Consider the following 24,490-nt stretch of genomic DNA (forward strand, 5'->3'; position numbering starts at 1 on the left):
CTTGACGGACACGGCAACTCCTCTCCGTAGCGAATCCACTACCAAGGGAAATCAGCGTGACCTACAGTGTGGATGTCTTCAACTTGCGTCATCTGCACGGAGGGTGGGCCGCAGTCGTTGAACAGGAAAGAATTGGACCCCGAAAGGTCGCCCAAGGCTGCTTTCGGTCAGCTCTTACGCGCGTTACGAGACGAGCGCGGCTGGACCCAGGATGAACTGGGGGAACACTCGGGCTACTCCGGGACGCATATTTCTGCCGTCGAAACCGGTCGCCGCTCTCCAACTCCCCACTTCGCGCGTAGCGCGGACAAGGCACTGGGTACGGGTACTCGGCTGGAACGACAGTGCGGCGCGGTCCGGCAGACGGCACTGCTGGAGGGCTTCCCGCAGTTCGTCGAGTACGAGGGGCGTGCGGCGGAGATCCGGGTGTACGAGGTCGGTGTCATCCCTGGTCTGCTCCAGACTCCGGAGCATGCGACCTTGCTCGCGGAGAGCGAAGTAAAACGGGGGGACATCACCAGCGAGCAGGCGGAGAAGCGGTTGGCGCTCGTCGCGTCGCGGCAAGCCTCGCTCGTCCGGACGCGCCCGCCTCTGGTCTTCGTGGTGCTGGACGAAAGCTGCATCCGTCGGCCTGTCGGCGGGCCAGCCGTCATGAAGGCTCAGTTCGAGCGCCTGCTTGAGTTCGCCGATCAGCCGAACACAGTACTCCAGGTCGCCCCGTTCAGCATGGGCGCAAGCCGTCCGTTCAACCTGCCGGTGACGCTGCTGACGCTGCCGGACCGCTCGCTCGTGTCGTACGCCGAGTCCGCCCATCGGGGTCATCTCGAACGGGATAGTACGTTCGTACTACCGATACTGACGGCTTACCATCAACTACAGGCCGGAGCCTGCTCGCAGGCGGAATCCGTGGCCATGATCAGCCAGTCAGGAAGGGACACCTCGTGACGACCAAAGCTCCGCGTTGGTTCACGTCCTCGTACAGTCAAAACGGCGGCCAGTGCATCGAGGTCGCCGCCAACCTCGTCGCCTCCCGCGGCCTGGTCCCCGTCCGCGACTCCAAGAACCAGGGCGGCCCGGTGCTGAGCCTCCCCGCTGCCGCGTTCGCCTCCTTCGTGGTGGGTGTCAAGGCCGGAGACTTCGGCACCGTCTGACCCAGCCGCCACCACGGAAGCCCCGCCGCGCCCGAAGTCGGGCGTCGGTGGGGCTTTTCGGGTTGCTGCGGTTCACTGGTCCCGCTGTCTCCGTGGCGTGGTTGCGTGCCAAGTCGGCTGTGCTGCGGGCCAGGTTGAACCAGCCCCCTCGCCAGGACGTTGTCCCCTTATACATGACTCACGCGGAGTCGGCGGCCCGAGTTGCGGGTGGCATACGCGGCACTTCACCGGTCTCCGTCGGTGTCAACAAAAAGGAGATACAGCGGAAATGGGCTCTGGCGGCCGAAGTTTCAAGGATGCCAACAACTTCGGGATAATAGAATACACTAAGGCCCAGTCGAATGGTCTGGCTAATCTCACCGAGTTGTGGAGATATAACAGAGAGCATCGATACTGGCCTTATCTTCGCGATAATATGTCTCCCGGCATGGCAGGCATACGCGAAGATTCAAGGCGGGCGCAAGAGAATTTCAAGCGGACCGAACAGAAAATCAGCAAAGCCTTCGCGGCATGGAGTAAGGACAAGTGGTCGCCGAAGCTGGAGCGTGGTTACCGAGAAGCAGTGAGTCAGCATAAGGAAAATGCTGATGTGTGGGTGAGACTCGGGACGCGTTACCAGCAAGCAGTGAAGGACATTCTGAACCGCTGGGATCGGGAAAATGAGGGCGCACGCGCTGCATCCGAACAAAATCAGTGGCAACCCGCCCAGATTGCAGCCTACGAGAATTACTTGCAGTCCAACACGGAAAAGATAAAGCACTGGCAGCAGGGAGTGGCGCGAAGTCTGGCGGCTCAAGATCCCCCTGCTAGCGGATCGCGATCTTCGTCGCACCAGTCGCATGGCGCCCAGGATCGGCCTTATTACGGCCACGGTGGATCCCGGCACAACCGGCCGAGCGGCCCGAGCAGGTGAAGGAGCCTTCCTGGGCAGGGGGCTTCGGCACCTGCCGAGCCGGTGCCGCGGACGCGAAAGCCCCACCGAGCCCGGAGCGGGGAGTCGCTGGGGCTCTCGGGTTGCTGCGGCTCCCTGACCCCGCCCACTCCATGACGCGGTCGCGCGCCAAGTCGGCTGCCCCGTCGGCCAGGTTGAACCGGGCCCCTCGCCAGGACGTTGTCCCTTTGTGCAAGGTTCACCAGGAGTTGGCAGGCCCGAGGTGAGAGGCGGCACGTGCCACACATCGGTCCTCGCCGTCGGCAGAATAGGTCGAATGGATCTTCCGCGAGCAGGTGAAGACAGCGCGGGGCCGACGGGGCGACTTGCCTTGGGGCGCCGACCACGCTAATTCCGTCAGCGTCAAGAATAAGGAGAGCCAGGGAAAATGGATCACGACGACAGTTCCACTGATTCTGCAAGTTCTACAAGTTCCGAAGAATCAAGCATTTACACTACTACGCAGCGGATACGTATGGGTAATCTCTTTAGGCTGAGGGCGGATAACGTACGGCGGGGCTACGAGGATTACCTTCGCAATAATGTATCTCCGGGATTGAGGCGCCTGGGCGAAGCTGCAAGGCGGGCGGAAGCAAGTTTCCAGCGGTCCGGACAGCAACTCATGGGCGCAAACTCGGCATGGAGTGGTGAACGGGATTTGCGGGGGAACCTCGCAGACGCAAAGCACCGGCATCTCGTGGCTACTGTCCAGTGGCTGATGCGTGGGGAAGCGTTCCACGAAGAGGTGCGTCGCGCCCTGAATCGTCGGGACGAACGGGAGCGGGCCGCGGCCGCGCGAGCGGTAACACGGGCCCCGGCCGCGGGACCGGTAAGACGGGCCCCGGCCGCGGGACCGGTAACACGGGCCGAGGCCGCGCGAGCGGCAGCACGGGCTGTGGCCGAGCAGGCGGAAAGAGCACGGGCTGCGGCCATGCAGCCCCAGTCGCAACCCGCGTCGCATGCAGGGAACCCCCTTCTGGCCGGCCACCAGAATTTCCCCACGCGGAGAGCGCCGGATGGGCAAGCGACACTGGCGCGAGAGGCGGCGGCCGGAAATGTGAGTGCTTCAGGATCGCGAACCCCGTCGCCGCAGCCGAATGGTCCCAGTGGTCAGCGTTACCATCTACGCACTCGATCCTCGCAGAACGGATCGAACAACCCGAGCAGGTGAAGGCGGGCGGAGTCGGCAGAGCCGAGTTGCGGGACGGCGCGCGCGAAACATTCCTGGTTTCGCTATGCGGAATTCGGATAATTGATGAACTAGAGAATCGGAAGGAGAGTGGTGACCATGCCTCACAAAGTGGGATCCGACGGGATAATGGATGGATTTCCGGCCGGGAACAGCAGGCAAGTAAATGCGGGCGGGCAAGTAAATGCGGGTGGCATGCCTCGGCTGGGTGAGGCCGTAGAGCTTTATTTGCGAAATACAAGTAACTATGTCGAAACTCGCGGAGGCCGCGATGGAGCTCCTCGGCGTACCTACTTTGCAGTGCCCGAAAACCATGCGGAGACGCTGGCCGACGGTGAGCCGTACCCTCTGAGCCTAAGGATCTCTCACCTGCAGTCCTGGGGCGTACGAGACGTTTCGCAGGACATCAGGAACAGACTCCACGAAAGTGGCCTGGTGTTGGACGCCGATAGTAACCTCCCCTTTTCGGCCGCGTTGCAGCGGCCTCCATCGACCGCGCTACCCGCGAACGCCGACGTGGCCAGGTATGCGGACAGGAGTCGCCCTGGGGATGGATCGTGGCCCTCGCGAAGTGACGTCGGCGGGCCTGATAGCCGTCGCCGCACCGATGGATTCTCGCGGAATGGATCGAGCGTATTTTCTCCGGGAAGGTGAAGGCGCGCAGAGCCTCCGTCAGCTTCCGAATATGGAGAGCCAGGGAGAATGGATCAGGACGACGCCAGGTCCAGCGTTCCACCAGTTCCAGTGATTCCAGGCGAGCGGATCGCGACCTCCGTTGTGCCTCCGGCCGCGTGTTCTTCACCTCGCAGACACCTGCCTGACGGGCCTATGCCGTCTACTCGCCACCGTGCGGACCCGCCCGTGAAACGGTCGCGCGCCAAGACGGTTGTTCCGTCGGCTGGTTGAACCGGTCTCCTCGCCAAGACGTTGTCCCCTGCGCAAGGTTCACACGGAGTCGGCGGATCCGGGCTGCGGGTGGTACGCGCCGCACTTCCCTGGTCTCCGCCGGTGCAACACATGGAAAGCCAGCGAAAATGGTTCCTTACAACGGAAGCTCCAGCGGTTCCAGCAGATTCGATTCATCAGACCTCTACGCTGATTGGAGGCAAGCAGCTCAGCAGAACTTCGAAAGGCTGCTGGAAAGTAACGAGCAGCGCGACCAGGATTACCGTTCTGAACATGCATCTCCTGAGTTGAAAAGACTTGGCGAAGAGACATGGCAGACGTATGGAAATTACCTCAAGGCCCTGCATTCCTTCATTTCCGCCGCGGATCGTGTGAGCGTGTACCCGCAGGAGAGCAGCAGGATTGAGGCTTTCGATGAGGCGTCTTCTGCGGTCCACAATGCTCGCGGCACGTGGATGAAAGCTGATAAAGAGTTCTATGATCGCTACGACGCGGCTACGCGGGGCGCAGCCGGGCAGTCGGCAGTAGCACAGACCGTGGCCCCGCAGTCCGATCGGCAACCCGCGCCGCAAGCAGCGAATCGCCCGGCCGCCGCCCCGGATCCCAACGCGGGAGTGGCGCAAGTGCTGGCGGCCCAGAATTTTCGTGCTCAAGGATCGCGGCCGCAGTCGTCTCAGCCGAATGGCGCCCCCGGCCAACCCTATAACCGCCGCATCCAACCCCCGCTGAACGGACCGAAAGGCCCGAGCAAGTGAAGACGCGTGGGGCCCGGGTTTGCTTCTCCCGACGGGTATTCATCTGACGGTCCATGTGAGAGACCCGGTGCCCGCCCGGACCCAGCCGCGCCTGGTACACCGCCCCGCCGTCGGTGGGGCGGTGTACCAGGTCCGGCGGGCTCGGCCGGTGTTGGCCCGAGCGGAAGGGGGCGGGAAGAACGCTGGGTGGGCTGGTGAACCGGGCGGTGGTGGCGAGTTGTATTGGTACTGGGAACACGCGGACAACGAATGGGTACGGAACCACATGCCATCGGATGGTGACCGGCTTGAAACCGCAGGCAAGAAAAAGAAGAAGGAAGAGAGGAACGAGAGGGATCGGAAGCGGCGAGCGGAGGATCCGGAGTTCCGCGAACAGACGCTGGAGCGGCAGCGGAAGTGGTATGCGGATCATACGTCCGAGCAAAGGCGGAAGGAACTGCGGGAGCGGATCGCGGCGCGGCGAGAGGATCCGGGGGTCCGCGAACGGGAGCGGACGCGGAAGCGGGAGCTGCGTGCTGAGGCGAAAACGCTTCTGCCGGAGGCGGCGAAGCGTGTGTATGAGGAATATCGGCGGTGGTTGAGGTGGCCTGAAGTGCCGCCGACGGGGTTGCTGGTGGCGTTGTCCCCGAAGAGTCTCGGTTGGACGAGCCGGAAGCCGGTCATGGTGCGGCTGAACGTGCCGCAGCCGGAGAGTAATTTGTCGGGTGCGTCGGTGCCGTCGTTCATCGCTGATCCCTTGCTCGACCTGACGAAGGATCAGGTGAAGTACAAAGCGTTGCGTGAAGGGGCGAGTGAGGAAGCCTACGAGGCGGCGCGGCAGGTGCAGGACGATCTGCAGTCTTTGCTCAGTCTTGAGGGGTTCGGGGGGCACGCCGTGCTCGCGTTGTCGTATGCGGGTCGGAATGCCGGGGTCCGTCCTGCGCAGGGCGCACAGCCCGGGTCCCCGGTCACGGACGCAGCAGCGCTCGATGTGGACGTGGACGTGGACGTGGACGCGGACGCGGTGATGCGGAGCGGGCTCGACGGCTCCTTCTACGGTGACGGTGCCGATGCCGATGCGGCGTTCGCGGCGCCCGGTTCCTGGTCCGAGCCGGTGAATGCGGTTGCGCCCTACGCGGGCGGACATGACGGATACGTGTATCCCGAGGAGGGGTGGCAGGCCTTGCCTCCCGGGATGTTCGCACTGTCGCAGGGGGTGCAGCAGATGACGATCGCAGCCTCCGCGTCTGCTCAGGACGTCGGATACCAGGTGGCGTACTCGTCCCGGGACAATCATTACGGCGACGGCACCAGCCGAGGTGCGGCATACCCGTGGTGGAACACCACCGCGGACCAGTCGCCGGTTCCGCAGGCCACGGCGTACCTGCCGCCTGCGCAGTCCGCCGGCTGGAGCGCCGGGGCAGCCTGGGGCGCCGGGCCGGCGGCCGGGCAGGCGCCGGTGAACAGTACACGGCACACCCGGACACGGTGAGGCCCGGACTCCTTCGATGCCGTGTCGCTTCACCGCCGTACCGCGGCCTCGTCAAGTGGAGAACTCATGGAGAACTCCGCCCTCACCGGTACACGAGGGACAACAGTGACCTGTGGGGCCCGCGTTGGCTTCCGTGGCGGGCGGCGGCATGATGAGGCGGGCCGTCCGCTTCCCGCGGGCGTCTCGCCGCCTTGCGCCCCACCTGTCCAGGAGTCCCACCCTTGTCTGCACCGACCTTCGCACCGGCCGAGGAATCCTCCGCGGTCTCCGTCGCCCTGGTCGGCGCCGGGCCACGCGGTACCAGCGTCCTGGAACGCCTGTGCGCCTCCGCACCGGAGTTGCTGCCCGCGGGGACCCGCCTGGAGGTCCATGTGATCGACCCGGCGCAGCCCGGACCGGGCCGCGTCTGGCGCACCGCCCAGCCGCCGGAACTGCTGATGAACACCGTCGCCTGCCAGGTGACGTTGTTCACCGACGAGAGCGTCGACTGCTCGGGACCGATCCGGCCCGGCCCCAGCCTGTTCGAGTGGGCGGACGGCCAACTCGGCTCGGACGAGTACCCGACCCGCGCCCACTACGGCCGCTATCTGGAGTGGGTGTTCGCGCGGGTGGTGGACCAGGCACCCGACTCGGTGCGGGTGCGGACGCATCGGGCGCGCGCGGTACGGCTCGACGACGCCCCCGACGGCCGCCAGACCCTGACCCTGGACGACGGCCGGACCCTGGAGGGACTGTCCGCGGTGGTCCTCGCGCAGGGCCACCTCCCGGAGGCCGAGGACGGGACGCGTCGGCAACTCGCCGCCCACGCCGAACGCCACGGCCTGCGCCACATACCCCCCGCCAACCCCGCCGACGTCGACCTCGCCCCGCTCGCGCCCGGCGAACCGGTGCTGCTGCGCGGCCTCGGCCTCAACTTCTTCGACCACCTGGCCCTGCTGACCACCGGCCGGGGCGGCCGTTTCACCCGTACCGCCGACGGCACCCTGCGCTACACCCCCTCCGGCGACGAACCGCGCCTGTACGCCGGTTCCCGGCGCGGCATCCCCTACCAGGCGCGCGGCGACAACGCGAAGGGCCCGTACGGCAGACACACCCCGCGCGTGCTGACCCCGGAGGCGATCGCGGGCTTCCGCAAACGCGCGGACTCCGGGGAGGCGCCGGACTTCCTGGCGGAGATATGGCCGCTGGTGGCCAAGGAGGTGGAGGCGGTCTACTACGGCGCGCTGACCCGCCGCCCCGACTTCGCCGAGCGGTTCCTCGCCGTGCCGCACGGCGAGGCGGCAGAGGACCTGCTGCTCGACGAGTACGGGGTGCCGGCCGCCGACCGCTGGTCCTGGGAGCGGATCGCCCGGCCGCACACGGGGCGAGAGTTCGCGGACCGGGCGGAGTGGCGGTCCTGGCTGTGGGCGTACCTGCGCGAGGACGCCGCGCAGGCCGCCCTCGGGAACGTCGCCGGACCGCTGAAGGCGGCCCTGGACGTGCTGCGCGACCTGCGCAACGAGATACGGCTCGTGGTCGACCACGGCGGCCTCGCCGGTGCCTCCCGCCGGGACCATCTGGACCGCTGGTACACCCCGCTCAACGCCTTTCTCTCCATCGGCCCGCCCCGCCGGCGCATCGAGGAGCTGGCCGCGCTGCTGGACGCGGGGGTGGTGGACGTGCTCGGGCCGCGGCTGGAGGTGCACGCTGCGGACGGGGCGTGGACCGCGCACTCGCCGGACGTACCGGGCTCGGCGGTGCGGGTGACGACGCTCATAGAGGCCCGCCTTCCGGAACCCGATCTGCGCCGCACCGGCGACGAGTTGCTGGCCCGGCTGCTGCGGACCGGCGACTGCCGCCCGCACACCGTCGACGGCCACCAGACCGGCGGGCTGGACGTGACGGCCCGCCCCTACCGCCTGATGGACCGTCGCGGAGCGGCGCACCCGCGGCGGTTCGCCTTCGGGGTGCCCACCGAAGGGGTGCACTGGGTCACCGCGGCGGGAGCCCGGCCCGGGGTGGACTCGGTGACCCTGTCCGACGCGGACGCGGTCGCCCGAGCGGTGCTGCGCACGGCGGCGGACCCGGATGGGAAGCCGTGGCCGGGTGCCGGGCCGGTGAGCATCGACCGGCCCGTTTGATTCCCCTTCTCTGCCCCTCTCCGCGCTGCCCGCTGCTCCGGACCCCTCCTCTGATTCCTCTCCTCTGAACTCCTCCGGGGTCGGGCCTGGCCCGGCAGGAATGGCCGTCCTGTCCGGTTCCCTGCCGTCCGGTTCGGGGATGTCCGGTTCGCGCGGGGAGGGGTGCCGTCGCGTGCCCATGACCTCTTCGGCACCCCGTGTCCCTGCTGTCACATCCGCCGCGTACGCTGTGTGGCTGTCGTCCGGGGGAGCATCGGGGAGTCGGAGTGCTGGAGAGTCTGGGGTCACTGACCGCCGGTCCATGGATCTATGCCATGGTGGCCCTCTCGGTGCTGCTCGACGTCTTCCTGCCGGTGCTGCCCAGCGGCGTGCTGGTGATCACGGCGGCCACCACGACGGCGGCCGGCGCGGCGACCGGGCACATCATGCACGTCGTGCCCGACATGCTCGCCCTGATCCTCTCCGCGGCCACCGCGTCCGTCCTCGGCGACCTGGTGGCGTACCGCCTGGCCTGGCGCGGCGGTGAACGCCTGGACCGTGCCATCGCCCGCTCCCGTCGGCTGACCGCGGCGATGGAACGTCTCGGCGTGGCCCTCTCCCGCGGCGGCGGCGCCCTGGTGATACTGGCCCGCTTCGCCCCGGCCGGCCGCTCGGTCGTCTCCTTCTGCGCGGGCGCCGCCCACCGGCGTGCCCGCGACTTCCTGCCCTGGTCGGCGCTGGCGGGCCTGTCCTGGGCCGCGTACAGCGTCGCGCTCGGTTACTTCGGCGCCCAGTGGCTGGGCGCCACCTGGCTGGCCACGGGCGTCTCGCTCGCCGCGCTGTTCGGGGCCGGGGCGGGTGCGGTGTACCTGATGCGTCGGCGGCCCGCGTAGGCAGGCGGCCCGCGTAGGCCGCCTGCGGTCCGCGTGGATCTGCGGCCCGCGTGGACCTGCGGCCCCTGCGGGACCGGGGGCCTGGGCGGGTCGGGGTCCGCGTGGGACCGGGGGCACCCGCGCCGTTCACCAGGGCGTACTGAGGAAGGGGCGCAGCAGGCGCAGCAGCGCGTCCGGGTGGTGCAGCGGGACGATGTGGCCGGTGTCCTCCAGTACGTGGCCCGTCAAGGCGTCGGCGTACGGCCGCAGTTGGCGTTCGAGGGCGCGTCCCACCGAGTGGGCGCCGATCGCCGTCGTAGGGACCGTCAGCCGCCCCGCGGCCACCGCGGCGCCGATCTGCCGGGCGGTGATGGGCAGCGCCCGGTAGGGGCCGAAGGCGGCGCGCAGCGCATCGCGGCCGGCGTACGTGCGGACGATCGCGTCGCGGATGTCGGGCCGTACTCCGTGCCCGAGCGTGCCGCGGTCCAGGAACCAGTCGACGTACGCCTCCTCGTGCCCGGCCAGCACCGACTCGGCCAGGCCCGGCTCGGCGTGGAAGCCGAACCACCACGGCGGGCCGCCGGCCAGGAATTGCTCGGCGCCGGGCAGCCTGCCCAGCAGTGACTCCATGACCACCAGCCGCCGCACCAGGCCGGGCCGCCGCATCGCCAGCAGGAACGCGGGCGGGGTGCCGACGTCGATGCCCACCACCGCCGCCGAGGTCACGCCGAGCGCCGCGAGCAGCGCCTCGGCGTCGTCAGCCAGGGTGCCCGCGTCGTAGCCGTCCGCGGGGCGGGCGCTGTCGCCGAAGCCCCGCAGGTCCGGCGCGATCACCCGGTGCCGCGCGGCCAGGTCGTCGATGACGTGGGTCCACAGCCGCCAGGTGTGCGGGAAGCCATGCAGCAGCAGTACGGCGGGGCCCTCGCCCGCGACGGCCACGTTGAGTTCCACGCCGTTCGCCCGCACCTTGTGCGGTTCCAGGCGGCTGCCTGTCCTCTCCGCCACGCTCTCCGCCATGATCCCCTCCATGAATAACCATTGGTGACAAGGGGACGTTAGGTGACTAGCGTGGGCCGTCCAAGACCGTACTTCTGTCTCAGGTGGTGAGCCTCAGGTGACCTCCCAGGTCAGGCGCGGGGACCTGTTCGACCCCGGGTGTCCGACGCGTCGGCTGCTCGACCGGATCGGTACGAAATGGACGTCGATGGCGGTGAAGGTCCTGGCGGGGGCGTCCCCCGGTGAGGTGCGCTTCGGGGAACTCCAGCGCCGGATGCCGGGTGTCTCGCAGAAGATGCTGTCGGTGACCTTGCAGCACCTGACCCGGGACGGTCTGGTCGTGCGCCGGGTCGAGCCGTCCGTCCCGCCCCGCGTCCACTACCGGCTCACCGGCCTCGGCCTCTCCCTGGAGCGCGCCCTCGACGTGGTGCGGACGTGGGCCGAGGACCACATGGCGGAGATCGACCGGGCGAACGAGGAGGGACAGGCGGTCGGGGAGGGGCCGGCGGACCGGGAGGCGGCGGGGAAGGAACGGGAGGGGCGGGGGAGCGGGGCGCGTTGAGCGCGCGGCCGGGTGGGCCGGGGCGTCGAGGGGGGACGGTCTTCGTGCCGGGCGGGTTTTCGTGCCGGGACGGTTCCCGGGCCGCTTCGGGCGTTTCAGTGCTGTCGCTGCGGGACCAGCGCGTCCTTCACCCACCACCCCTTGCCGTCCGCCTGGCGGTGGCCGGACTGCGTCAGCTGCACGTTGTTGGTCTCCGGCGCCCACATCAGGGACGTGACGCCGCCGATCAGCGACACGACGCCCATGAACACCATCGACCAGCTCAGACCGAGGTGGTCGAGCGAGATCGGCAGCAGGAACGTGCCGAGCGCGGCGCCGATCCGGCTGGCCGCGGACGACAGGCCCACGCCCGAGGTGCGGATGGAGGTCGGGAAGAGTTCGTCGGGGTAGATGCCCGGCAGGATGCTCATGATCCCGTACGAGAGCAGGTAGCCGAAGAAGCACACGGTGGCGAGCCACACCGGCAGGAACGAGTCCAGGGCCACCAGGAACAGCGCGAGCGCGCAGCCGAACATGGGCCAGATCAGGATGGCCCGCCGGCCGACCCGGTCGACCAGGAACCAGCCGGTCGCGGCACCGAGCAGCGCGACGACGGTCCCGATCAGCGCGCCCACGAGCGCGTTGCCGCCGAGCCCGATCGCCCTGAGGACGGTCGGCTGGAAGAACGTCAGCGCGAAGTACGGGAGGACGATGCAGATCCAGAAGACGCAGGTGAACACCGTGCGCCGCAGGTAGTCGGGGGAGAACAGCTCCCGGTAGCGGGTCTCCTCGGCCTGCTCGGCACGCCAGTCCTCGGTGTCCATCGACACCCCGAGATCCTGCTCGACGATGGCCGCGGCCTCCTGGTGGCGGCCCTTGGAGATCAGCCAGCGGGGTGATTCGGGCAGGCCGTGCCGGATCAGCAGGCAGAAGACGGCCGGTACGGCGCTGGCGGCCAGCGTGTAGTGCCAGGCACCCGGCCAGTTGGTGTTGACCAGGTAGCCGATGAGGTACGCGACGACGTATCCGACGTTCCACAGGATTTCGAGGATGCCCAGGTAGTTGCCGCGCTTCTTGGTGGGCGCGAACTCCGCGAGCAGCGGTGACCCGATGGAGTAGTCGGCACCCACCGCGAGACCCATGACCAGGCCGAGGACGAACACCTGCCAGGCCGACGTCACGAAGAACATCAGCACGGCACAGCCCAGGAAGACCGACAGGTCGATGGTGAACATGGGCCGGCGGCCGAGCCGGTCGGTGACGTATCCGAGGCACAGCCCGCCGAAGAACGTGCCTATGAGCGTCGACGACGAGATCAGCGAGTTCCACGTGGAGGTGACGCCGATGTCACGGGCCATCGCCGTGCCGGCCAGGGCGGAGGCCACCGAGGCGAAGACGAACCCGTCGATGAACATGCCCCCGCCGGTGGCGATGGTGAGGCGACGCAGGAAGCGGCGTGTTCCGGGAGTCGGCACGGCTGTGTCACGTGGATCGTCTGCAATTGTCGTCACAAGAGCGCCTTCCCGTTAGGTGACTGTGCGCCTGTCCCGAATTCGGAAAACGATTCCTGTGACGCTCGTTACAAGGGGTGAATACGCCTCTGCGCAAAGGGTGAGCGGGCCTCGAATTCAAGACCGCACGCAGCTTCCGGGAATTCCGGATCCCCTTTCAAGATCGCACGGAGTCGCCGGTGGCACATCTCGACCGCGGGGGAGGTGCCGGGGTGCGCACCGGGGCGCGTACCGGCACGACGGGAACTCAGTCCGCTCTGCGGGCGGCTGCGCCGCGGACCTCCAGGCCGGTCAGGAGGTCGGCGGTCGCTCGCGCGACCGTGTCGACCGCCCGGTCGAACACCTCCTGGTTGTGCGCGGCGGGCGCCCGGAACCCGGAGACCTTCCGCACGTATTGCAGCGCCGCGGCGCGGATCTCCTCCTCCGTGGCCTCTTCGGGCAGTACGGGCGGACGCAGGGTCTTGATACTCCGGCACATGCGCCCAGTCTCCCGCACCCGCATCCGCATGCGTCCGGTCACCCTCCCGTGAGAATCCGCACGAGTCCGTCGTAGTAGATGACGTGGAAGCGGAGGGTGACCGGCACCTCGCCCGCGGATCACCGGCAGTCCCGCCGGACACCTCGAAGTGGCGGAAGCGACTCGCATCCCAAAATCGAACAGGCGTAGCATTGCCGTGTGGCTACGACCTATGACTTTCCGAGTGACCTGCTCGCCGGTCAGGAGGAGCTGCATCAGGTCCGGGCCGAGCTGTCGGCCCTGCTGAAGCGGCTGCCCTGGTCGGTCGAGCCGCTGGACGCTTTCAGCGACGAGCAGGGCTGGCGCAAGGTCGAGCGGCCCGCCTCCCCGGGCTGGACGGACGACGAGCAGGCCGAGGTGGAGAAGCTGCGGCAACGGGAGCACGAGCTGGCGGTCTTCGTCAGTACGCACCGCTTCTGGGCACAGATCGCGGCGGCGGAGCGGGTGGACGCGCGGATGGGGCTCAAGCACGCGCACGGGCAGCCGCCCGTGTCCCCGGAGGCCGGGTGAGATCGGGCGGGGCCGGTGGTGCGGGGGCTCAGGGCTGCGAGGTCTCCGATTCCAGGCTCGCCCGGGTGGCCGGGCCGTAGACCCCGGACTCGTCCGAGCTGATGCCACGGGCCCACTGGTAGTTGCGTACGGAGTCTTCCACCCGCTTGTCGAAACGGCCGCTCGTGTCGCCCCAGTAGAGGTTCAACTGCTTCAGACGGAGCTGGAGTTCGGTGACCTCGGCGCCGTGGTCGCCGCGCCGCAGGACCGGGCCCGGGGCGGGCGGCGTGCCCTGCACGGGGGGCGATGCCGTCGCGGTGCGGGTCGCCTCGGGGGAGTCGGACGGGGTGGCCGAGGGGGTCGGGCTCGACCGTGTCGCCGAGGGACTGGGGGTGGCGGTCGGCGACGGGCTGGCGGACGCGGAGGGGGTGGCCCCGGCCGGGGGAGCGGCGGTGGGTGTCGTGGTCGTCTTCGTCGTGGCCGGCTCGGTCGTCGGCTCCGGTACCCCGGCCCGTACGTCCTCGGGTGCCGCCCCGTTCCGTGTCGGCGTGTCGTAGGAGAACAGCCCGCTCGCGAAGCCGGCCACCGCGACGGTGGCGACCGCCGCCGAGACCACCGAGAGGAGGACGGTACGGCGGTGGCGGCGGCGCGGTGCCGTCCCCTCGGCCGTGGGGGAGTCGTCGTACGGCTCGTCCGGCCCCGGCGCGAACAGGTGCAGGTCGGCCGCGCTCGGTTCGGTGCCCGCGGAGGCCGGCGGGGTGGGCAGCGTCGTGTTCGGGGCGCCATCGACCGGGCGCAGTTCCATGGTGGCGTCGGCGGTGGCGTCGGCGTTCAGGGGTGCGAGGGCAGTCCCGGCAGCTCCGACCGGCCGCAGTTCCGCGGTGGGCTCACCGCCCGGGCCAGGACCTGGACCCGCGCCCGCACCCACGCCCTGCACCACAGCCGAGGCCGGTGCCGAGGTCACGTCCGGGGCCGCCGCCGATGCCGCGTCCGGTGCCGAGGGCGCGGCGGCGCCCGCGTCCGCGTCTACGGTGTCGGTCGCCCCGGGGTCCGCACCCGCACCCGCCCCTGCGTTCCCGCCCGGTTCTCCGGCCGTTTCCTCCGTGAGGTTGCCGGACAGGTTGCCTTCCAGGTCGACGTACGGCCTAATCCGTAGCGGATCGAAGTCCTCCGCTGCCGCCGCTTCGGCGGTGCGGGTGGCGAGCAGGGCGTCGGCGGCACGTCGGCCGCAGGGGCACGCAGGCGTGTTGTCGGCCTTCCGTGGCGTCCCGCACTCCGGGCACGGGCTGCCCTCCGGATCCGTCATGTGTGCGTCCCCTCCCTTCGCTTCCCCGTGCGATCTCCAGAGATTATGCAGACCTCCCACACATCAGCCGCACGGAAGCCCCCCGCAGCCCCCCGGCAGGCCCCCGTGGGCGCCCTCCGCAGACCTTCCGCAGGCACCCCTCGCAGCCCTTTCCATGGGCGGCCCCGCAGCCTTCCGAAGGCGACCCCCATGGGCTCCCGCGGGCCCCTCGCCGGCACCCGGTACTCCAGAAGTTCCCCGCAGGCCCCGGCCGTCCCCGGCTGGCCCCGAGAACCCCAGGATCCCCGCGGAGTGTCACATTCAGTAGTCGCCCGCCAGCATTCACAACAGGCCATAACGGGTGAAAACGTTCACGATGGAAGGTGTCGCGAGAGCCCGGGAGGTTCCATGGCGCTGGACACGCACGGCTCCACGCAGGACGCCAGGGACGCGGCGGGCGCCGCCGGCAGCGTCCTCGTCCCCATCGGCGCCCTGCTCCTCGGACTGATGCTCGCCGCGCTCGACCAGACCATCGTGTCGACCGCGCTGCCCACCATCGTCAGTGACCTCGGCGGCCTTGAGCACCTGTCCTGGGTGGTCACCGCCTACCTCCTGGCCTCGACCGCCGTGACCCCGCTGTGGGGCAAGCTCGGCGACCAGTACGGCCGCAAGCGACTCTTCCAGCTCGCGATAGTGATCTTCCTGGTCGGCTCCGCGCTGTGCGGCATGGCCCAGAACATGCCCCAGCTGATCATCTTCCGGGCCCTCCAGGGCCTCGGCGGGGGCGGTCTGATCGTGCTGTCGATGGCGATCGTCGGGGACATGGTCCCGCCCCGCGACCGCGGCCGATACCAAGGGCTGTTCGGCGCGGTCTTCGGCACCACCAGCGTGCTCGGACCGCTGCTCGGCGGCCTGTTCACCCAGCACCTCAGCTGGCGCTGGGTCTTCTACGTCAACCTGCCCCTCGGCATCGTCGCCCTCGCCGTGATCGCCACCTCCCTGCACATCCCGCGCCTGCGGGCCCGCCACGTCATCGACTACCTCGGCACCTTCCTGATCGCCGCGGTCGCCACCTGTCTGGTGCTGGTCGCCTCCCTCGGCGGCACCACCTGGGCCTGGAACTCGCCGCGGATCATCGCCCTCGCCGCGCTCGGCGTCGTCCTGACCGGGGTCTTCGTCCAGGTGGAACGCAGAGCCGCCGAACCCGTCCTGCCGCTGAAACTCTTCCGCATCCGCACCTTCACGCTCGCCGCCCTCATCAGCTTCATCGTCGGCTTCGCGATGTTCGGCGCGATGACCTACCTCCCCACGTTCCTCCAGGTCGTACACGGCATCTCGCCGACCCTCTCGGGGGTGCACATGCTGCCGATGGTGGCGGGCCTGCTGCTGTCCTCGACCGTCTCCGGCCAGATCGTCAGCCACACCGGCCGCTGGAAGGTGTTCCCGATCGCCGGCACCGGGCTCACCACGATCGCGTTGCTCCTGCTGCACCGCCTGGACGAGCACAGTTCCACGGCCGTGATGAGTTCGTACTTCTTCGTCCTCGGCCTGGGCCTCGGCCTGGTCATGCAGGTTCTCGTACTCATCGTGCAGAACGCGGTCTCGTACGAGGATCTCGGCGTCGCCACCTCCGGCGCGACCTTCTTCCGCTCCATCGGCGCCTCGTTCGGCGTCGCCATCTTCGGCACGGTCTTCGCGAGCCGCCTCGCCGTCGAACTGGGCGGCGCCTTCCGCGGCGTGCACCTCCCCTCCGGCATCACGGTGAACTCGCTCCAGGCCGACCCGCGTGACATCGGCGGCCTGCCGCCGCCGCTGCGCACGGCGGCCCTGCACGCGTTCTCGACCTCCATCACCGACGTCTTCCTGTATGCGGCGCCGGTCGCGTTCCTCGGCTTCGCACTGGCGTGGTTCCTCAAGGAGGACCGGCTGCGCGCCTCGGTGACGGCGCCGGAAGGGACGCAGACGCTCGCCTCCAACCCGGTCCAGCGCTCGTCGTACGACGAGGTGTGCCGCGCGCTGTCGTTGCTCGGCACCCGCGAGGGACGGCGGGAGACGTATCGGAAGATCACCGAGCGGGCCGGGTACGACCTGCTGCCCGGGGCGAGCTGGCTGCTGCTGCGGATACGCAAGCACGGGTCGGTGGAGCCCGGCGTGCTCGCCCAGAGCGGGCTGGTGTCGCTGGGCGTGGTCATGGACGCCGCCCGCCAGATCGAGGAGCGGCACCTCGCGGTGCGTGAAGGACTCTCGCTGTATCTGACCGACCGGGGCCGCGAGGCCGCCGAACGGCTGGCCCAGGCCCGTGAGGGCTCGCTTGCCGAGCTGCTGGGCGACTGGTGGGGACCGGACCGGCCCACCGACCTGGACCGGCTGGTGAAGGTGCTCACCGACGAGATGTGCGGTTCGTGGCGGGAACAGCCGCCGAGCGGGCCCGCGCCGAAGTTCACCTGAGGCCGTGGCCACCACCAATGGGCTGAGCGGCGAAACGGCAGGGGACCGCAACCGGCAGCGGGCACCGGCTGTCTGAAGGTGTGTGAGAGCACATCTGCCCGAGCGCCCGGCCAAGGGGCGCGGGCTGCGTCTCTGGCACATCAGACGGGTCCTCGCCCTGACCTTCGCCGTCGCGACCCTGGTGGCCGCCGCGGTGTTCGTCGCCGCCTGGACGCTGCTCGGCGCACCGGGGCTGGAGCCGGAGCGGCGGATCGACTCCCGGATGCTGTTCGACCTGGTGAAGCTGTCCTTCGGGGTGGTCGCCGGAGCCGGTGCCCTGGTCGCCCTCGTGGTGGCCTACCGGCGCCAGCGGGTCGACGAGGACGGCGCCCTGCGGGAAGCCACCCGCCTGCACACGGAGCGCTTCACCACCGCCGTCGGCCAGCTCGGCAACGAGTCCGCCGCGGTCCGCCTCGGCGGCGTGCACGCCCTGGCCGGTCTCGCGGACGACGCTCCCACCAGCGCGCTGCGCCAGACCTGCATCGACGTCCTGTGCGCCTACCTGCGCCTGCCCTACACCGCCGAGGCCGACGTTCCGGCGGACGAAGCAGAGGCCCGGCACGCCTATCTGTCCATGCGGGAGGTACGGCACACCGTCATCCGCCTCGTCCGCGACCACCTGCGGCTGGAACCCGAGCACCAGCACTCCTGGCGGGGCCACGACTTCGACTTCACCGGAGTCACCTTCGACGGCGGGGACTTCTCCCTGGCGGTGTTCTCCGGGGGCAGGGTCCGCTTCGCCGAGGCGAGGTTCGACGGCGGCACGGTCGACTTCGCCCTGGTGAGGTTCTCCGGCGCCCTGGTCGACTTCACCGGTGCGCGGGTCACCGGCGGCACGGTCGACTTCTCCAGGGCGACGTTCGAGCTGGGCGAGGTCGACTTCACCGGGGCGGTGTTCTCCGGCGGCGCGGTCCGCTTCGACCAGGTGGTCTTCGCCAGCGGCCATGTCGACTTCGCCGGGGTGTCGTTCGCCGGCAGTGCGGTCGGCTTCGACGAGGCGACGTTCTCCGGTGGTGCGGTCGACTTCGGCGGTGCGACCGGCACGGCACCCTACGGTCTGCTGCCCGGGAGCGGGGCGCCCGTGCCGGCCGGGTTGAACCTGCCTTTGGCCTGGTCGGGCTGAACTCCGAGATCCTTGCGGAACCAGTGCTCGGCGTACCGGTCGGTGTTGTGCGGTTCGGTCTCCGTGTAGCCGAGCCGTGCGTACAGGGCGCGGGCCTCCACCAGGTCGCCGCGGGTGTCGAGGACCATGCGCCGGGCGCCCAGTGCGCGTGCGGCCCGCTCGGCGGCGGCCACGAGGAGGGCGGCGCCGCCCCGGCCCCGCAGGTTCCGGTGCAGGAAGACCCGGGTCAGCTCGGCGGTGGCCGGGTCCAGGAGCCGTACGCCCGCACTGCCGGCCGGGTCACCGGCGTACCGCGCCACCAGCAACTGCCCGCGGGGTGGCGCGAGTTCGGCGCCGGAGGCGGCGGCGACCGCCCGCTCCAGGTCGGCGGGGTCGGTACGGTGCCCCTCGTGCAGCAGGTACCAGCGGTCGCTGACCTCCGTGTAGTACGCCCGCCAGAGCGCGGCGGCGACGGCGGAGTCGAAGGGTTCCGGGGCGATGCTCCAGGCCATGACCGGCATTCTCCGGACCCACCGCCCCCCGCCCGCAACCGGATAACGGCCGGGGCATGAGCCACACCGGCACGACCGGCCGGCCGGTCGTGCCGCCTACGCCTCCCGCGCCGTCCGACGCCGCTGCCACTCCCGTACGACCTCTTCGACGTCGTACGGCTTCTTGCCGAGCGGCGGACCCGGCGGCGGCTTGAACATCATGTCGCGGATCTTGACGTTGACCTCGGTGATGATCTTCCGGGCGATCCGCTCCGAGGGGGCCGCGAGGGCCGCCGCGAGCGCGTCCTCCGCCTCTTTGCGCAGGGCCAGGGCCGGCGGCAGCAGGGCCAGGCCCTCGCGCGCCATCTTGCGCTTGACCCACCACAGTTCGTCGTAGGCGGCGTCCATGTCCTGCGGCAGCGGTTTGCCGGCCCCCGTGAGCCGGTCGAACTCCCGCTGCGCGTCGCGGATCTGTTTACGGATCCAAGCTGACTGACAAAAACCCGCTACCATGGAGACAGAGGGAGCGGCAGGGGGCCGAACCCCCGGGGGAGAGGTCAGTCAGTGCGACGGGTCCTGTTGGCGGAGCGTATCTCCGATGACAAGAACGAGAAGTCAGACTCAATCGAGAGTCAGGACGAGAAGCTTCGGCGCCGGGCAGAGACAGAGAACGTCAAGGTTGTTGGCACTGCCATAGACCTGTCAGTGTCCGGTGACGTAGACCCGTTCCACCGAAAGAGCCTCGGTCCGTGGCTGGCAGAGGAAGGTCTGTCCAAGTGGGATGAACTTTGGGTCTCCACTCAGGACCGACTGTCCCGAGACGACATTCACTTCATGGCCTTTGTGCTCTGGGCAATCGAAAACAGCAAGAAGGTCATCGTCCTGGATGACCCCGAGTTCACTCGACAGATGGAGACTCCAGAGGGACGTCTGATCCTTCATGCCAAGGGACTTGGACCGGCGAACGAACTACGCCGAATCAAGGTACGGACTAAGGACAGTCACGAACGGCGCAGGTTCACCGCTCGATGGACTGGTGGCATCCCTCCGTTCGGATACCGTCCCGTGTCTCGGTACGTAGAGGGCAAGACAGCCACCTACTTGGAGCAGGACCCTGACATGGTCAAGGTCTTGTGCTTCATGCGAGAGCAGATCATTGACGGACAGTCGTTCTTTGCCGTGGCCAAGGCTCTAAACGAGAAGGGTGAGCACACGGCTAGGGACAGGGCCCGGATCCGACGTGGCAAGCCTGTCCACCGTAGGGGTGCCGAGGAAGGTGTACCGGAACAATGGAGTGAGACCACGGTCAAGTCACTGCTGAGGGACCCTGCCCTACTCGGCCACAAGAAGCACGGCGGGGAAGTGCTCTACGACAGTCAGGGACAGCCTGTCATGGTGGCGGAGCCTGTCTTTACTGCCGACGAATGGGAGTCCCTGCAAGCGGCTGTAGAGGCACGCGTGCAGACAAAGGTGCGCCGTGTCAATGGCACGTCACCTCTCTACGGTGTCGTCTACTGCGGGGAGTGTGGCAGCAAGGCGGCCCATAAGGGCAGCATCCGCAGTAACGGAGTTGAGTACAGATACTACGTCTGTGGCTCTTGGCCCAAGGAGAGTAGGTGCCAAGGCGTAAGTGTCCGTGCAGGAGAGGTAGAAGAGTTCATCGAGCTTGAGTTCCTACAGAGGTATGGGCTTGAGCCGGTGACAGAGAGAACCTGGGTGCCCGGTACAGACAACACTCGGGAACTTGAGGAAGTGCGTAAGCGCATTGCCAGGCTCAGGGACAACTACGAGGCAGGCGCCTACGACGACGACCCCGCGGAGTACAGGGAGCGGCTCCATGCTCTCCAAGCCCGTAGGGATGAACTAGCGGCAGAGCCGGTGACGGAGGGCCGGTGGGACGAGAAGGCCACCGGAGAGACATTCGAAGATCTGTGGAGCCGGCTGGACTTGGAAGGGCAACGGCTACAGCTAATCAAGTCCGGATACAAAGTGCTCTTGGGGCGAAAGACGTTCACCATCACACCCGAGCCTGAGACTTGGCCTGAGAGGAAGGCTAGACTCATCCGACTTGGCCACCTGACTGACACAGACACTGTCAGCAGTGAGCTGGGGGAATAAACCGCAACACACCGTTGCTGAAAATGACAGAGGGGCGCCCGTCGCCAAACAGAACGCCCCTCTGTCTCTCTGTGAGAGGGAGGCCAGTCTACATGTCGCTCTACGTAGATGAGAACGGCGAGGAACTGTCCGAGTGGGAGGAAGGCCGACTTGAAACCCTGACAGAGTTGGTCAACTCCCTCGGGGACTACGTGCCATCTGGCGTTCTGACAATGTCAGCGGCTGTCAAGGTCTATGCGCAGACAGCAGAACTGACCGAGGCACAGGCAGGGGAGTTCCTGGCCGGGGTCTGGATAGATCACATGCTTAAGAACTTGAGTACGACGGATAACTGAATAAGCAGCACCCGTACAGGGCCCGTGACAACAGGTTACGGGCCCTTTGTCATGCCTGAGAAAGGGGCCGGAAGTGACTAAGGCGGAAAAGGCGTTGGTCATTGAGAGTGTGGGATCAATGGTGTGGGAGTAACTGTCAAATCCTGTGGATCAGCGCGGAGAACCTCAAGCCAGCTGTAGCCATTCATCGAGGACTGCGAAGTCCTGGTCGGTGAGGCCCCGAGACGACGCGATGCGATGGAGGATCGCCTGGGCGGGGTGGTGGGTGGATACCCAGTCTCGGTCGGCGTCGGTGATCTCGTCGTTGACCCAGGCGAACGGGCGTCCGTCCGCCCACGCCACGAGGGTTCGGGTCTTCCAATGGAGCCCGAACCACTGGTCTTCGCGTTCGTGGGCGGCTGAGGGCTCTGGCCAGTTCACGACCGGCAGCTGCGGCAGGCCGAGTCGCGGCGCCAGCTCGATATTGGCCTCTTCTTCCCAGGTGGTGGCCCAGACCAGGTCGCACGGCAGCGCCGCGAGCCGCGGTCCGATCTGCCGGTCGAGTCGCGCCAGGTGCGAGTTGGATGCGGTGCCCGCGAGATCGCGCTGCGGGTTGTCACCGAACGGCAGGAGCGGCCCGTCGACGTCCAGGAAGAGCAGAGGGCGGTTCCCGTGCCTGGTCATGCTGCGCTCACCTCGAGACGCTCGACGAGGTAGCCGTTGTGGAACGTGGCGCCTTTGCGGACGAGGGCGACGAGGTGGGGCGCGGTGATCGCGCGCCAGCGGGCCTGGGCGGACTCGGTGAGCTTGAAAACCATGGCCAGGGCCGCTGCGGGGCTGCCAGCTCCGCGGGTGACCCGAGTCCTCAACTTGACAGTGCTGAAGGTGGATTCGATCGGGTTCGTCGTTCTGAGGTGGACCCAGTGTTCAGCGGGAAAGTCGTAGAACGCCAGGAGTTCATCGGTCTCGTCGGTGACCTTCTTCACCGCCTTGGGCCACTTCGCGCCGTAGGCGCGATTGAAGTCCTTGACGGCCTTCTCGGCGTGATCGCGGTCTTTGGCGTTGTAGATCTCCTGCAATGCCTTCTTCGCTCTGGGCTGGGCCGAATTTGGCAGGGCGTTGACCACGTTCCGGGTTTTATGAACCCAGCACCTTTGGTGCCTGGCCTGCGGAAACACCTCCATGAGAGCCCGCCATAGGCCCATCGAGCCGTCACCGACCACGAGCTCGGGGGCCCGCATGCCGCGCCGCCGGCAGTCACGTAGCAGGTCGGCCCAGGACTCGGTGGACTCGCGCAGTCCTTCGGCGAGCGCGATGAGCTCCTTGCGGCCGTCGGCGCGTACTCCCATGAGGACCAGGACGCAGGAGCGGGCCTGGCCGAGGCGGATCTTGGGGTGGATGCCGTCGGCCCACACGTAGACGTAGTCGGATTCCGACAGGTCGCGGGCTTGGAAGACGGCTTGGTCGTCGCTCCATTGCTTGGTCAGTCGGGTCACGGTGGCCGGCGAGAGCCCAGCCGAGCTGCCGAGGAACTGCTCCATGGCGGGCACGAAGTCGTCGGAGGACAGTCCGTGCAGGTAGAGCAGGGGAAGGACCTAGCTGATCTTCGGGGACTTCCGGCACCAGGGGGCCAGGATCTTCGACGAGAACCGCTCGCGCTCGCCCGTGGCGGCGTCGACGCGCTTGTCGTTCACGCGCGGCGCCTTGAGCGGGACCGGGCCTGCGGCCGTGGTCACGGTGCGCTCACGGTGGTGGCCGTTGCGGACCACCAGCCGACGACCGGCTTCGTCACGCTGATCAGCCAACTCGGCTATGTACTGGTTGACTTCGGCCTCCAGGGCCGCGGCGAGCATCCGCCGGGCGCCCTCGCGGACGATGTCGTCCATTCTGCCGGATGTCGCACGCAACAGGGCTGGGCGATCTATCATTCGGCCGCTGCCACCGGCGTACTTCGCCAGCGGCGCACTTCGCAACGGAACATGCCCACCTCAGGGGGAACGCACGTGCTCGAACTCACCATGGCCACCGTCTCCGGGGCCGAAGCGGGTGCCACGGCCGGGATGGCCCTGGCCGACGCACCGAGCGAGCCGGGCGCGGTGCTGCGTGTGGGGCGCGACCAGTCCGTGTGCCGGCTCGCCACGCCCGACGACTGGCTGTTCGTCTCCCGGGTGCACCTGGAGTTCCTGTGCGGGCCGGACGGCGGCTGGCAGGTGACCTGGCTGCGCGGCTCGCAGCCCGATCCGTCCTCCGAGGTGCGGCTGACGGCCGGGGGGCACGCCCAGCCCATCGCGTACGGCGCGAGCGTGGCGCTGCCGCGGGGCGGCGCCGGCGAGGTCGTCATCCTGGACCGCACCGGGCCGCGCAGTGTCAACGTGGGCTTCTACCACGAGGCGTAGCGTCCGGGCGGCCGGCTCCGCCGGGCGGTCACGGCAGTACGCGGGCGAGCGCGAAGCCGTCGTAGCCCTTGCTGCCCACCGTCTGGAGCGCCGTGCCGGTGAGCCTCGGGTGCGTGGCGATGAGTTCGATGGCGGCGCGGGTGCCCAGGACGTCCGGTTCGTGGCTCTCCGCGTCGAGCACGCGCCCACCGCGGACGACGTTGTCGAGGACGATCAGGCTGCCGGCCCGGGTGAGGCGCAGCGCCCACTCCACATAGTGCGGGTTGTTGACCTTGTCGGCGTCGATGAAGACCAGGTCGAAGGGGGCCGGGTTCTCGTCGGCGAGCTTGGGCAGCGACTCCAGCGCCGGACCCACCCGCACCTCGGCGACCCGGTCGAGACCGGCGCGGGCGATGTTGCGGGTGGCGACCTCGGCGTGCTTGGCGCTGTACTCCAGGGAGATCAGCCGGCCGTCGGGGGGCAGGGCGCGGCCCAGCCAGATGGTGCTGTAGCCGCCGAGCGTGCCGATCTCCAGGATGTTGCGGGCGTCCTGGATCTGCGCGAGGAGTTGCAGGAACTTGCCCTGGCTCGCGGTGACGCCGATGTGCGGAAGCGCGGCGGCCTCGCTTTCGCGCAGGGCCGCCTCCAACGCCTCGTCGTCCGGCGAGAGGTGGCTTGCGAAGTAGATGTCGACGTCGTCCCAGAGTTGCGACCCGCTCATGCGTGGCATGCCTTTCCGTGTCCGGTACGGCGGTACGGGTGAGTACCCCGCGTCCGGCCTCGGCGGAAGCCGGATGCGGTCAGTCTGCCTCGCCTCGCGGGTGATGTGTGCCGTCTTGCCCCGCGGGTCAGCCGTTGCCGGTCACGTCCGCGCGGGCGGAGCCGCATAT

22 protein-coding genes and 1 pseudogene are annotated in these 24,490 nt (G+C 68.5%); 14 read left to right on the plus strand and 9 right to left on the minus strand.

Going from position 1 to position 24,490, the window contains the following annotated elements; genetic code table 11:
* Positions 1–117: 117 nt before the first annotated feature.
* The 7 genes from ACFYPJ_RS03195 (at position 118) to ACFYPJ_RS03225 (ending at position 9,395) form a co-directional block, all read left to right on the plus strand.
* A complete protein-coding gene (locus ACFYPJ_RS03195; protein ID WP_389009535.1) occupies positions 118–945 on the plus strand; it encodes a helix-turn-helix domain-containing protein in 828 nt (275 codons plus the stop codon).
* Positions 942–1,151, plus strand: coding sequence for a DUF397 domain-containing protein (locus ACFYPJ_RS03200; protein WP_389009538.1), 210 nt, complete (start codon positions 942–944; stop codon positions 1,149–1,151). Before ACFYPJ_RS03195 ends, ACFYPJ_RS03200 begins: the two co-directional genes overlap by 4 nt.
* 427 nt (positions 1,152–1,578) lie before the next feature.
* A complete protein-coding gene (locus ACFYPJ_RS03205; protein ID WP_389009541.1) occupies positions 1,579–2,064 on the plus strand; it encodes a hypothetical protein in 486 nt (161 codons plus the stop codon).
* Positions 2,065–4,305: 2,241 nt separating this feature from the next.
* Positions 4,306–4,932, plus strand: a complete 627-nt coding sequence (locus ACFYPJ_RS03210) for a hypothetical protein (protein ID WP_389009544.1) — start codon at positions 4,306–4,308, stop codon at positions 4,930–4,932.
* 265 nt (positions 4,933–5,197) lie between these two features.
* Positions 5,198–6,403: a hypothetical protein gene (locus ACFYPJ_RS03215; RefSeq protein ID WP_389009547.1), complete on the plus strand. Its 1,206-nt coding sequence runs from the start codon at positions 5,198–5,200 to the stop codon at positions 6,401–6,403.
* A gap of 221 nt (positions 6,404–6,624) precedes the next feature.
* Positions 6,625–8,523 carry an FAD/NAD(P)-binding protein gene (locus ACFYPJ_RS03220; protein WP_389009550.1) on the plus strand — a complete coding sequence of 633 codons (1,899 nt, stop codon included), beginning with the start codon at positions 6,625–6,627 and terminating at the stop codon, positions 8,521–8,523.
* A 266-nt stretch (positions 8,524–8,789) separates the two neighbouring features.
* Positions 8,790–9,395: a DedA family protein gene (locus tag ACFYPJ_RS03225; RefSeq protein ID WP_389009553.1), complete on the plus strand. Its 606-nt coding sequence runs from the start codon at positions 8,790–8,792 to the stop codon at positions 9,393–9,395.
* A gap of 126 nt (positions 9,396–9,521) precedes the next feature.
* Here ACFYPJ_RS03225 and ACFYPJ_RS03230 read toward each other — a convergent pair whose 3' ends face one another.
* Positions 9,522–10,391 carry an alpha/beta fold hydrolase gene (locus ACFYPJ_RS03230; protein ID WP_389009556.1) on the minus strand — a complete coding sequence of 290 codons (870 nt, stop codon included), beginning with the start codon at positions 10,389–10,391 and terminating at the stop codon, positions 9,522–9,524.
* A 97-nt stretch (positions 10,392–10,488) separates the two neighbouring features.
* Here ACFYPJ_RS03230 and ACFYPJ_RS03235 point away from each other — a divergent pair, with 97 nt between their 5' ends.
* Positions 10,489–10,932 (plus strand): winged helix-turn-helix transcriptional regulator, encoded by a 444-nt coding sequence (locus ACFYPJ_RS03235; protein WP_389009559.1) that lies wholly within the window; start codon positions 10,489–10,491, stop codon positions 10,930–10,932.
* 95 nt (positions 10,933–11,027) lie between these two features.
* On the opposite strand, the gene ACFYPJ_RS03240 is transcribed toward ACFYPJ_RS03235, so the two are convergent.
* Positions 11,028–12,422: an MFS transporter gene (locus ACFYPJ_RS03240; protein ID WP_389009562.1), complete on the minus strand. Its 1,395-nt coding sequence runs from the start codon at positions 12,420–12,422 to the stop codon at positions 11,028–11,030.
* 247 nt (positions 12,423–12,669) lie between these two features.
* Positions 12,670–12,900: a DUF2277 domain-containing protein gene (locus ACFYPJ_RS03245; RefSeq protein WP_389009565.1), complete on the minus strand. Its 231-nt coding sequence runs from the start codon at positions 12,898–12,900 to the stop codon at positions 12,670–12,672.
* Between the two features lie 198 nt (positions 12,901–13,098).
* Between ACFYPJ_RS03245 and ACFYPJ_RS03250 the strand changes: the two genes are divergently transcribed.
* A complete protein-coding gene (locus ACFYPJ_RS03250) occupies positions 13,099–13,449 on the plus strand; it encodes a hypothetical protein (protein WP_389009568.1) in 351 nt (116 codons plus the stop codon).
* A gap of 28 nt (positions 13,450–13,477) precedes the next feature.
* Here the strand turns inward: ACFYPJ_RS03250 and ACFYPJ_RS03255 are convergent, their stop codons facing one another.
* On the minus strand, positions 13,478–14,734 hold the full coding sequence (locus ACFYPJ_RS03255) for a peptidoglycan-binding protein (protein ID WP_389009571.1): 1,257 nt from the start codon (positions 14,732–14,734) through the stop codon (positions 13,478–13,480).
* Positions 14,735–15,121: 387 nt separating this feature from the next.
* Between ACFYPJ_RS03255 and ACFYPJ_RS03260 the strand changes: the two genes are divergently transcribed.
* Both ACFYPJ_RS03260 and ACFYPJ_RS03265 read left to right on the plus strand, forming a co-directional pair.
* The gene (locus tag ACFYPJ_RS03260; protein ID WP_389009574.1) at positions 15,122–17,161 is read left to right on the plus strand and encodes a DHA2 family efflux MFS transporter permease subunit; all 2,040 of its coding nucleotides are present in this window, start codon (positions 15,122–15,124) and stop codon (positions 17,159–17,161) included.
* Between the two features lie 82 nt (positions 17,162–17,243).
* Positions 17,244–18,323 (plus strand): pentapeptide repeat-containing protein, encoded by a 1,080-nt coding sequence (locus ACFYPJ_RS03265; RefSeq protein ID WP_389009577.1) that lies wholly within the window; start codon positions 17,244–17,246, stop codon positions 18,321–18,323.
* Here ACFYPJ_RS03265 and ACFYPJ_RS03270 read toward each other — a convergent pair.
* Complete coding sequence (locus tag ACFYPJ_RS03270) at positions 18,251–18,814, minus strand: GNAT family N-acetyltransferase (protein ID WP_389009580.1); 564 nt, start codon at positions 18,812–18,814, stop codon at positions 18,251–18,253. The genes ACFYPJ_RS03265 and ACFYPJ_RS03270 overlap by 73 nt on opposite strands.
* Before the next feature lie 96 nt (positions 18,815–18,910).
* Positions 18,911–19,306: a DUF1992 domain-containing protein gene (locus tag ACFYPJ_RS03275; RefSeq protein WP_389009583.1), complete on the minus strand. Its 396-nt coding sequence runs from the start codon at positions 19,304–19,306 to the stop codon at positions 18,911–18,913.
* Between the two features lie 66 nt (positions 19,307–19,372).
* Between ACFYPJ_RS03275 and ACFYPJ_RS03280 the strand changes: the two genes are divergently transcribed.
* Positions 19,373–20,911, plus strand: coding sequence for a recombinase family protein (locus ACFYPJ_RS03280; RefSeq protein ID WP_389009586.1), 1,539 nt, complete (start codon positions 19,373–19,375; stop codon positions 20,909–20,911).
* Between the two features lie 92 nt (positions 20,912–21,003).
* The gene (locus ACFYPJ_RS03285) at positions 21,004–21,246 is read left to right on the plus strand and encodes a hypothetical protein (protein ID WP_389009589.1); all 243 of its coding nucleotides are present in this window, start codon (positions 21,004–21,006) and stop codon (positions 21,244–21,246) included.
* Between the two features lie 165 nt (positions 21,247–21,411).
* Here the strand turns inward: ACFYPJ_RS03285 and ACFYPJ_RS03290 are convergent, their stop codons facing one another.
* The gene (locus ACFYPJ_RS03290) at positions 21,412–21,909 is read right to left on the minus strand and encodes an HAD domain-containing protein (protein WP_389009592.1); all 498 of its coding nucleotides are present in this window, start codon (positions 21,907–21,909) and stop codon (positions 21,412–21,414) included.
* Positions 21,906–23,153 (minus strand): annotated as a pseudogene (locus ACFYPJ_RS03295) (IS256 family transposase). The gene ACFYPJ_RS03290 and the pseudogene ACFYPJ_RS03295 overlap by 4 nt, the downstream one beginning before the upstream one ends.
* Positions 23,154–23,228: 75 nt before the next feature.
* Between ACFYPJ_RS03295 and ACFYPJ_RS03300 the strand changes: the two are divergent.
* Positions 23,229–23,621, plus strand: coding sequence for a hypothetical protein (locus tag ACFYPJ_RS03300; RefSeq protein ID WP_389009594.1), 393 nt, complete (start codon positions 23,229–23,231; stop codon positions 23,619–23,621).
* Positions 23,622–23,649: 28 nt separating this feature from the next.
* On the opposite strand, the gene ACFYPJ_RS03305 is transcribed toward ACFYPJ_RS03300, so the two are convergent.
* Positions 23,650–24,321 (minus strand): O-methyltransferase, encoded by a 672-nt coding sequence (locus tag ACFYPJ_RS03305; RefSeq protein WP_389009597.1) that lies wholly within the window; start codon positions 24,319–24,321, stop codon positions 23,650–23,652.
* Positions 24,322–24,490 lie beyond the last annotated feature (169 nt).

This window comes from Streptomyces sp. NPDC006012 (assembly GCF_042871185.1).
Lineage (GTDB): Bacteria > Actinomycetota > Actinomycetes > Streptomycetales > Streptomycetaceae > Streptomyces.

Coding starts and splice junctions, on each gene's coding strand:
- ACFYPJ_RS03205 (WP_389009541.1), top strand. CDS start 1,579: ATGGCAGGCATACGCGAAGATTCAAGGCGGGCGCAAGAGAATTTCAAG.
- ACFYPJ_RS03210 (WP_389009544.1), top strand. CDS start 4,306: ATGGTTCCTTACAACGGAAGCTCCAGCGGTTCCAGCAGATTCGATTCA.
- ACFYPJ_RS03215 (WP_389009547.1), top strand. CDS start 5,198: ATGCCATCGGATGGTGACCGGCTTGAAACCGCAGGCAAGAAAAAGAAG.
- ACFYPJ_RS03230 (WP_389009556.1), bottom strand. CDS start 10,391: ATGGCGGAGAGCGTGGCGGAGAGGACAGGCAGCCGCCTGGAACCGCAC.
- ACFYPJ_RS03245 (WP_389009565.1), bottom strand. CDS start 12,900: ATGTGCCGGAGTATCAAGACCCTGCGTCCGCCCGTACTGCCCGAAGAG.
- ACFYPJ_RS03255 (WP_389009571.1), bottom strand. CDS start 14,734: ATGACGGATCCGGAGGGCAGCCCGTGCCCGGAGTGCGGGACGCCACGG.
- ACFYPJ_RS03260 (WP_389009574.1), top strand. CDS start 15,122: ATGGCGCTGGACACGCACGGCTCCACGCAGGACGCCAGGGACGCGGCG.
- ACFYPJ_RS03270 (WP_389009580.1), bottom strand. CDS start 18,814: ATGGCCTGGAGCATCGCCCCGGAACCCTTCGACTCCGCCGTCGCCGCC.
- ACFYPJ_RS03275 (WP_389009583.1), bottom strand. CDS start 19,306: ATGGTAGCGGGTTTTTGTCAGTCAGCTTGGATCCGTAAACAGATCCGC.
- ACFYPJ_RS03285 (WP_389009589.1), top strand. CDS start 21,004: ATGTCGCTCTACGTAGATGAGAACGGCGAGGAACTGTCCGAGTGGGAG.
- ACFYPJ_RS03290 (WP_389009592.1), bottom strand. CDS start 21,909: ATGACCAGGCACGGGAACCGCCCTCTGCTCTTCCTGGACGTCGACGGG.
- ACFYPJ_RS03305 (WP_389009597.1), bottom strand. CDS start 24,321: ATGAGCGGGTCGCAACTCTGGGACGACGTCGACATCTACTTCGCAAGC.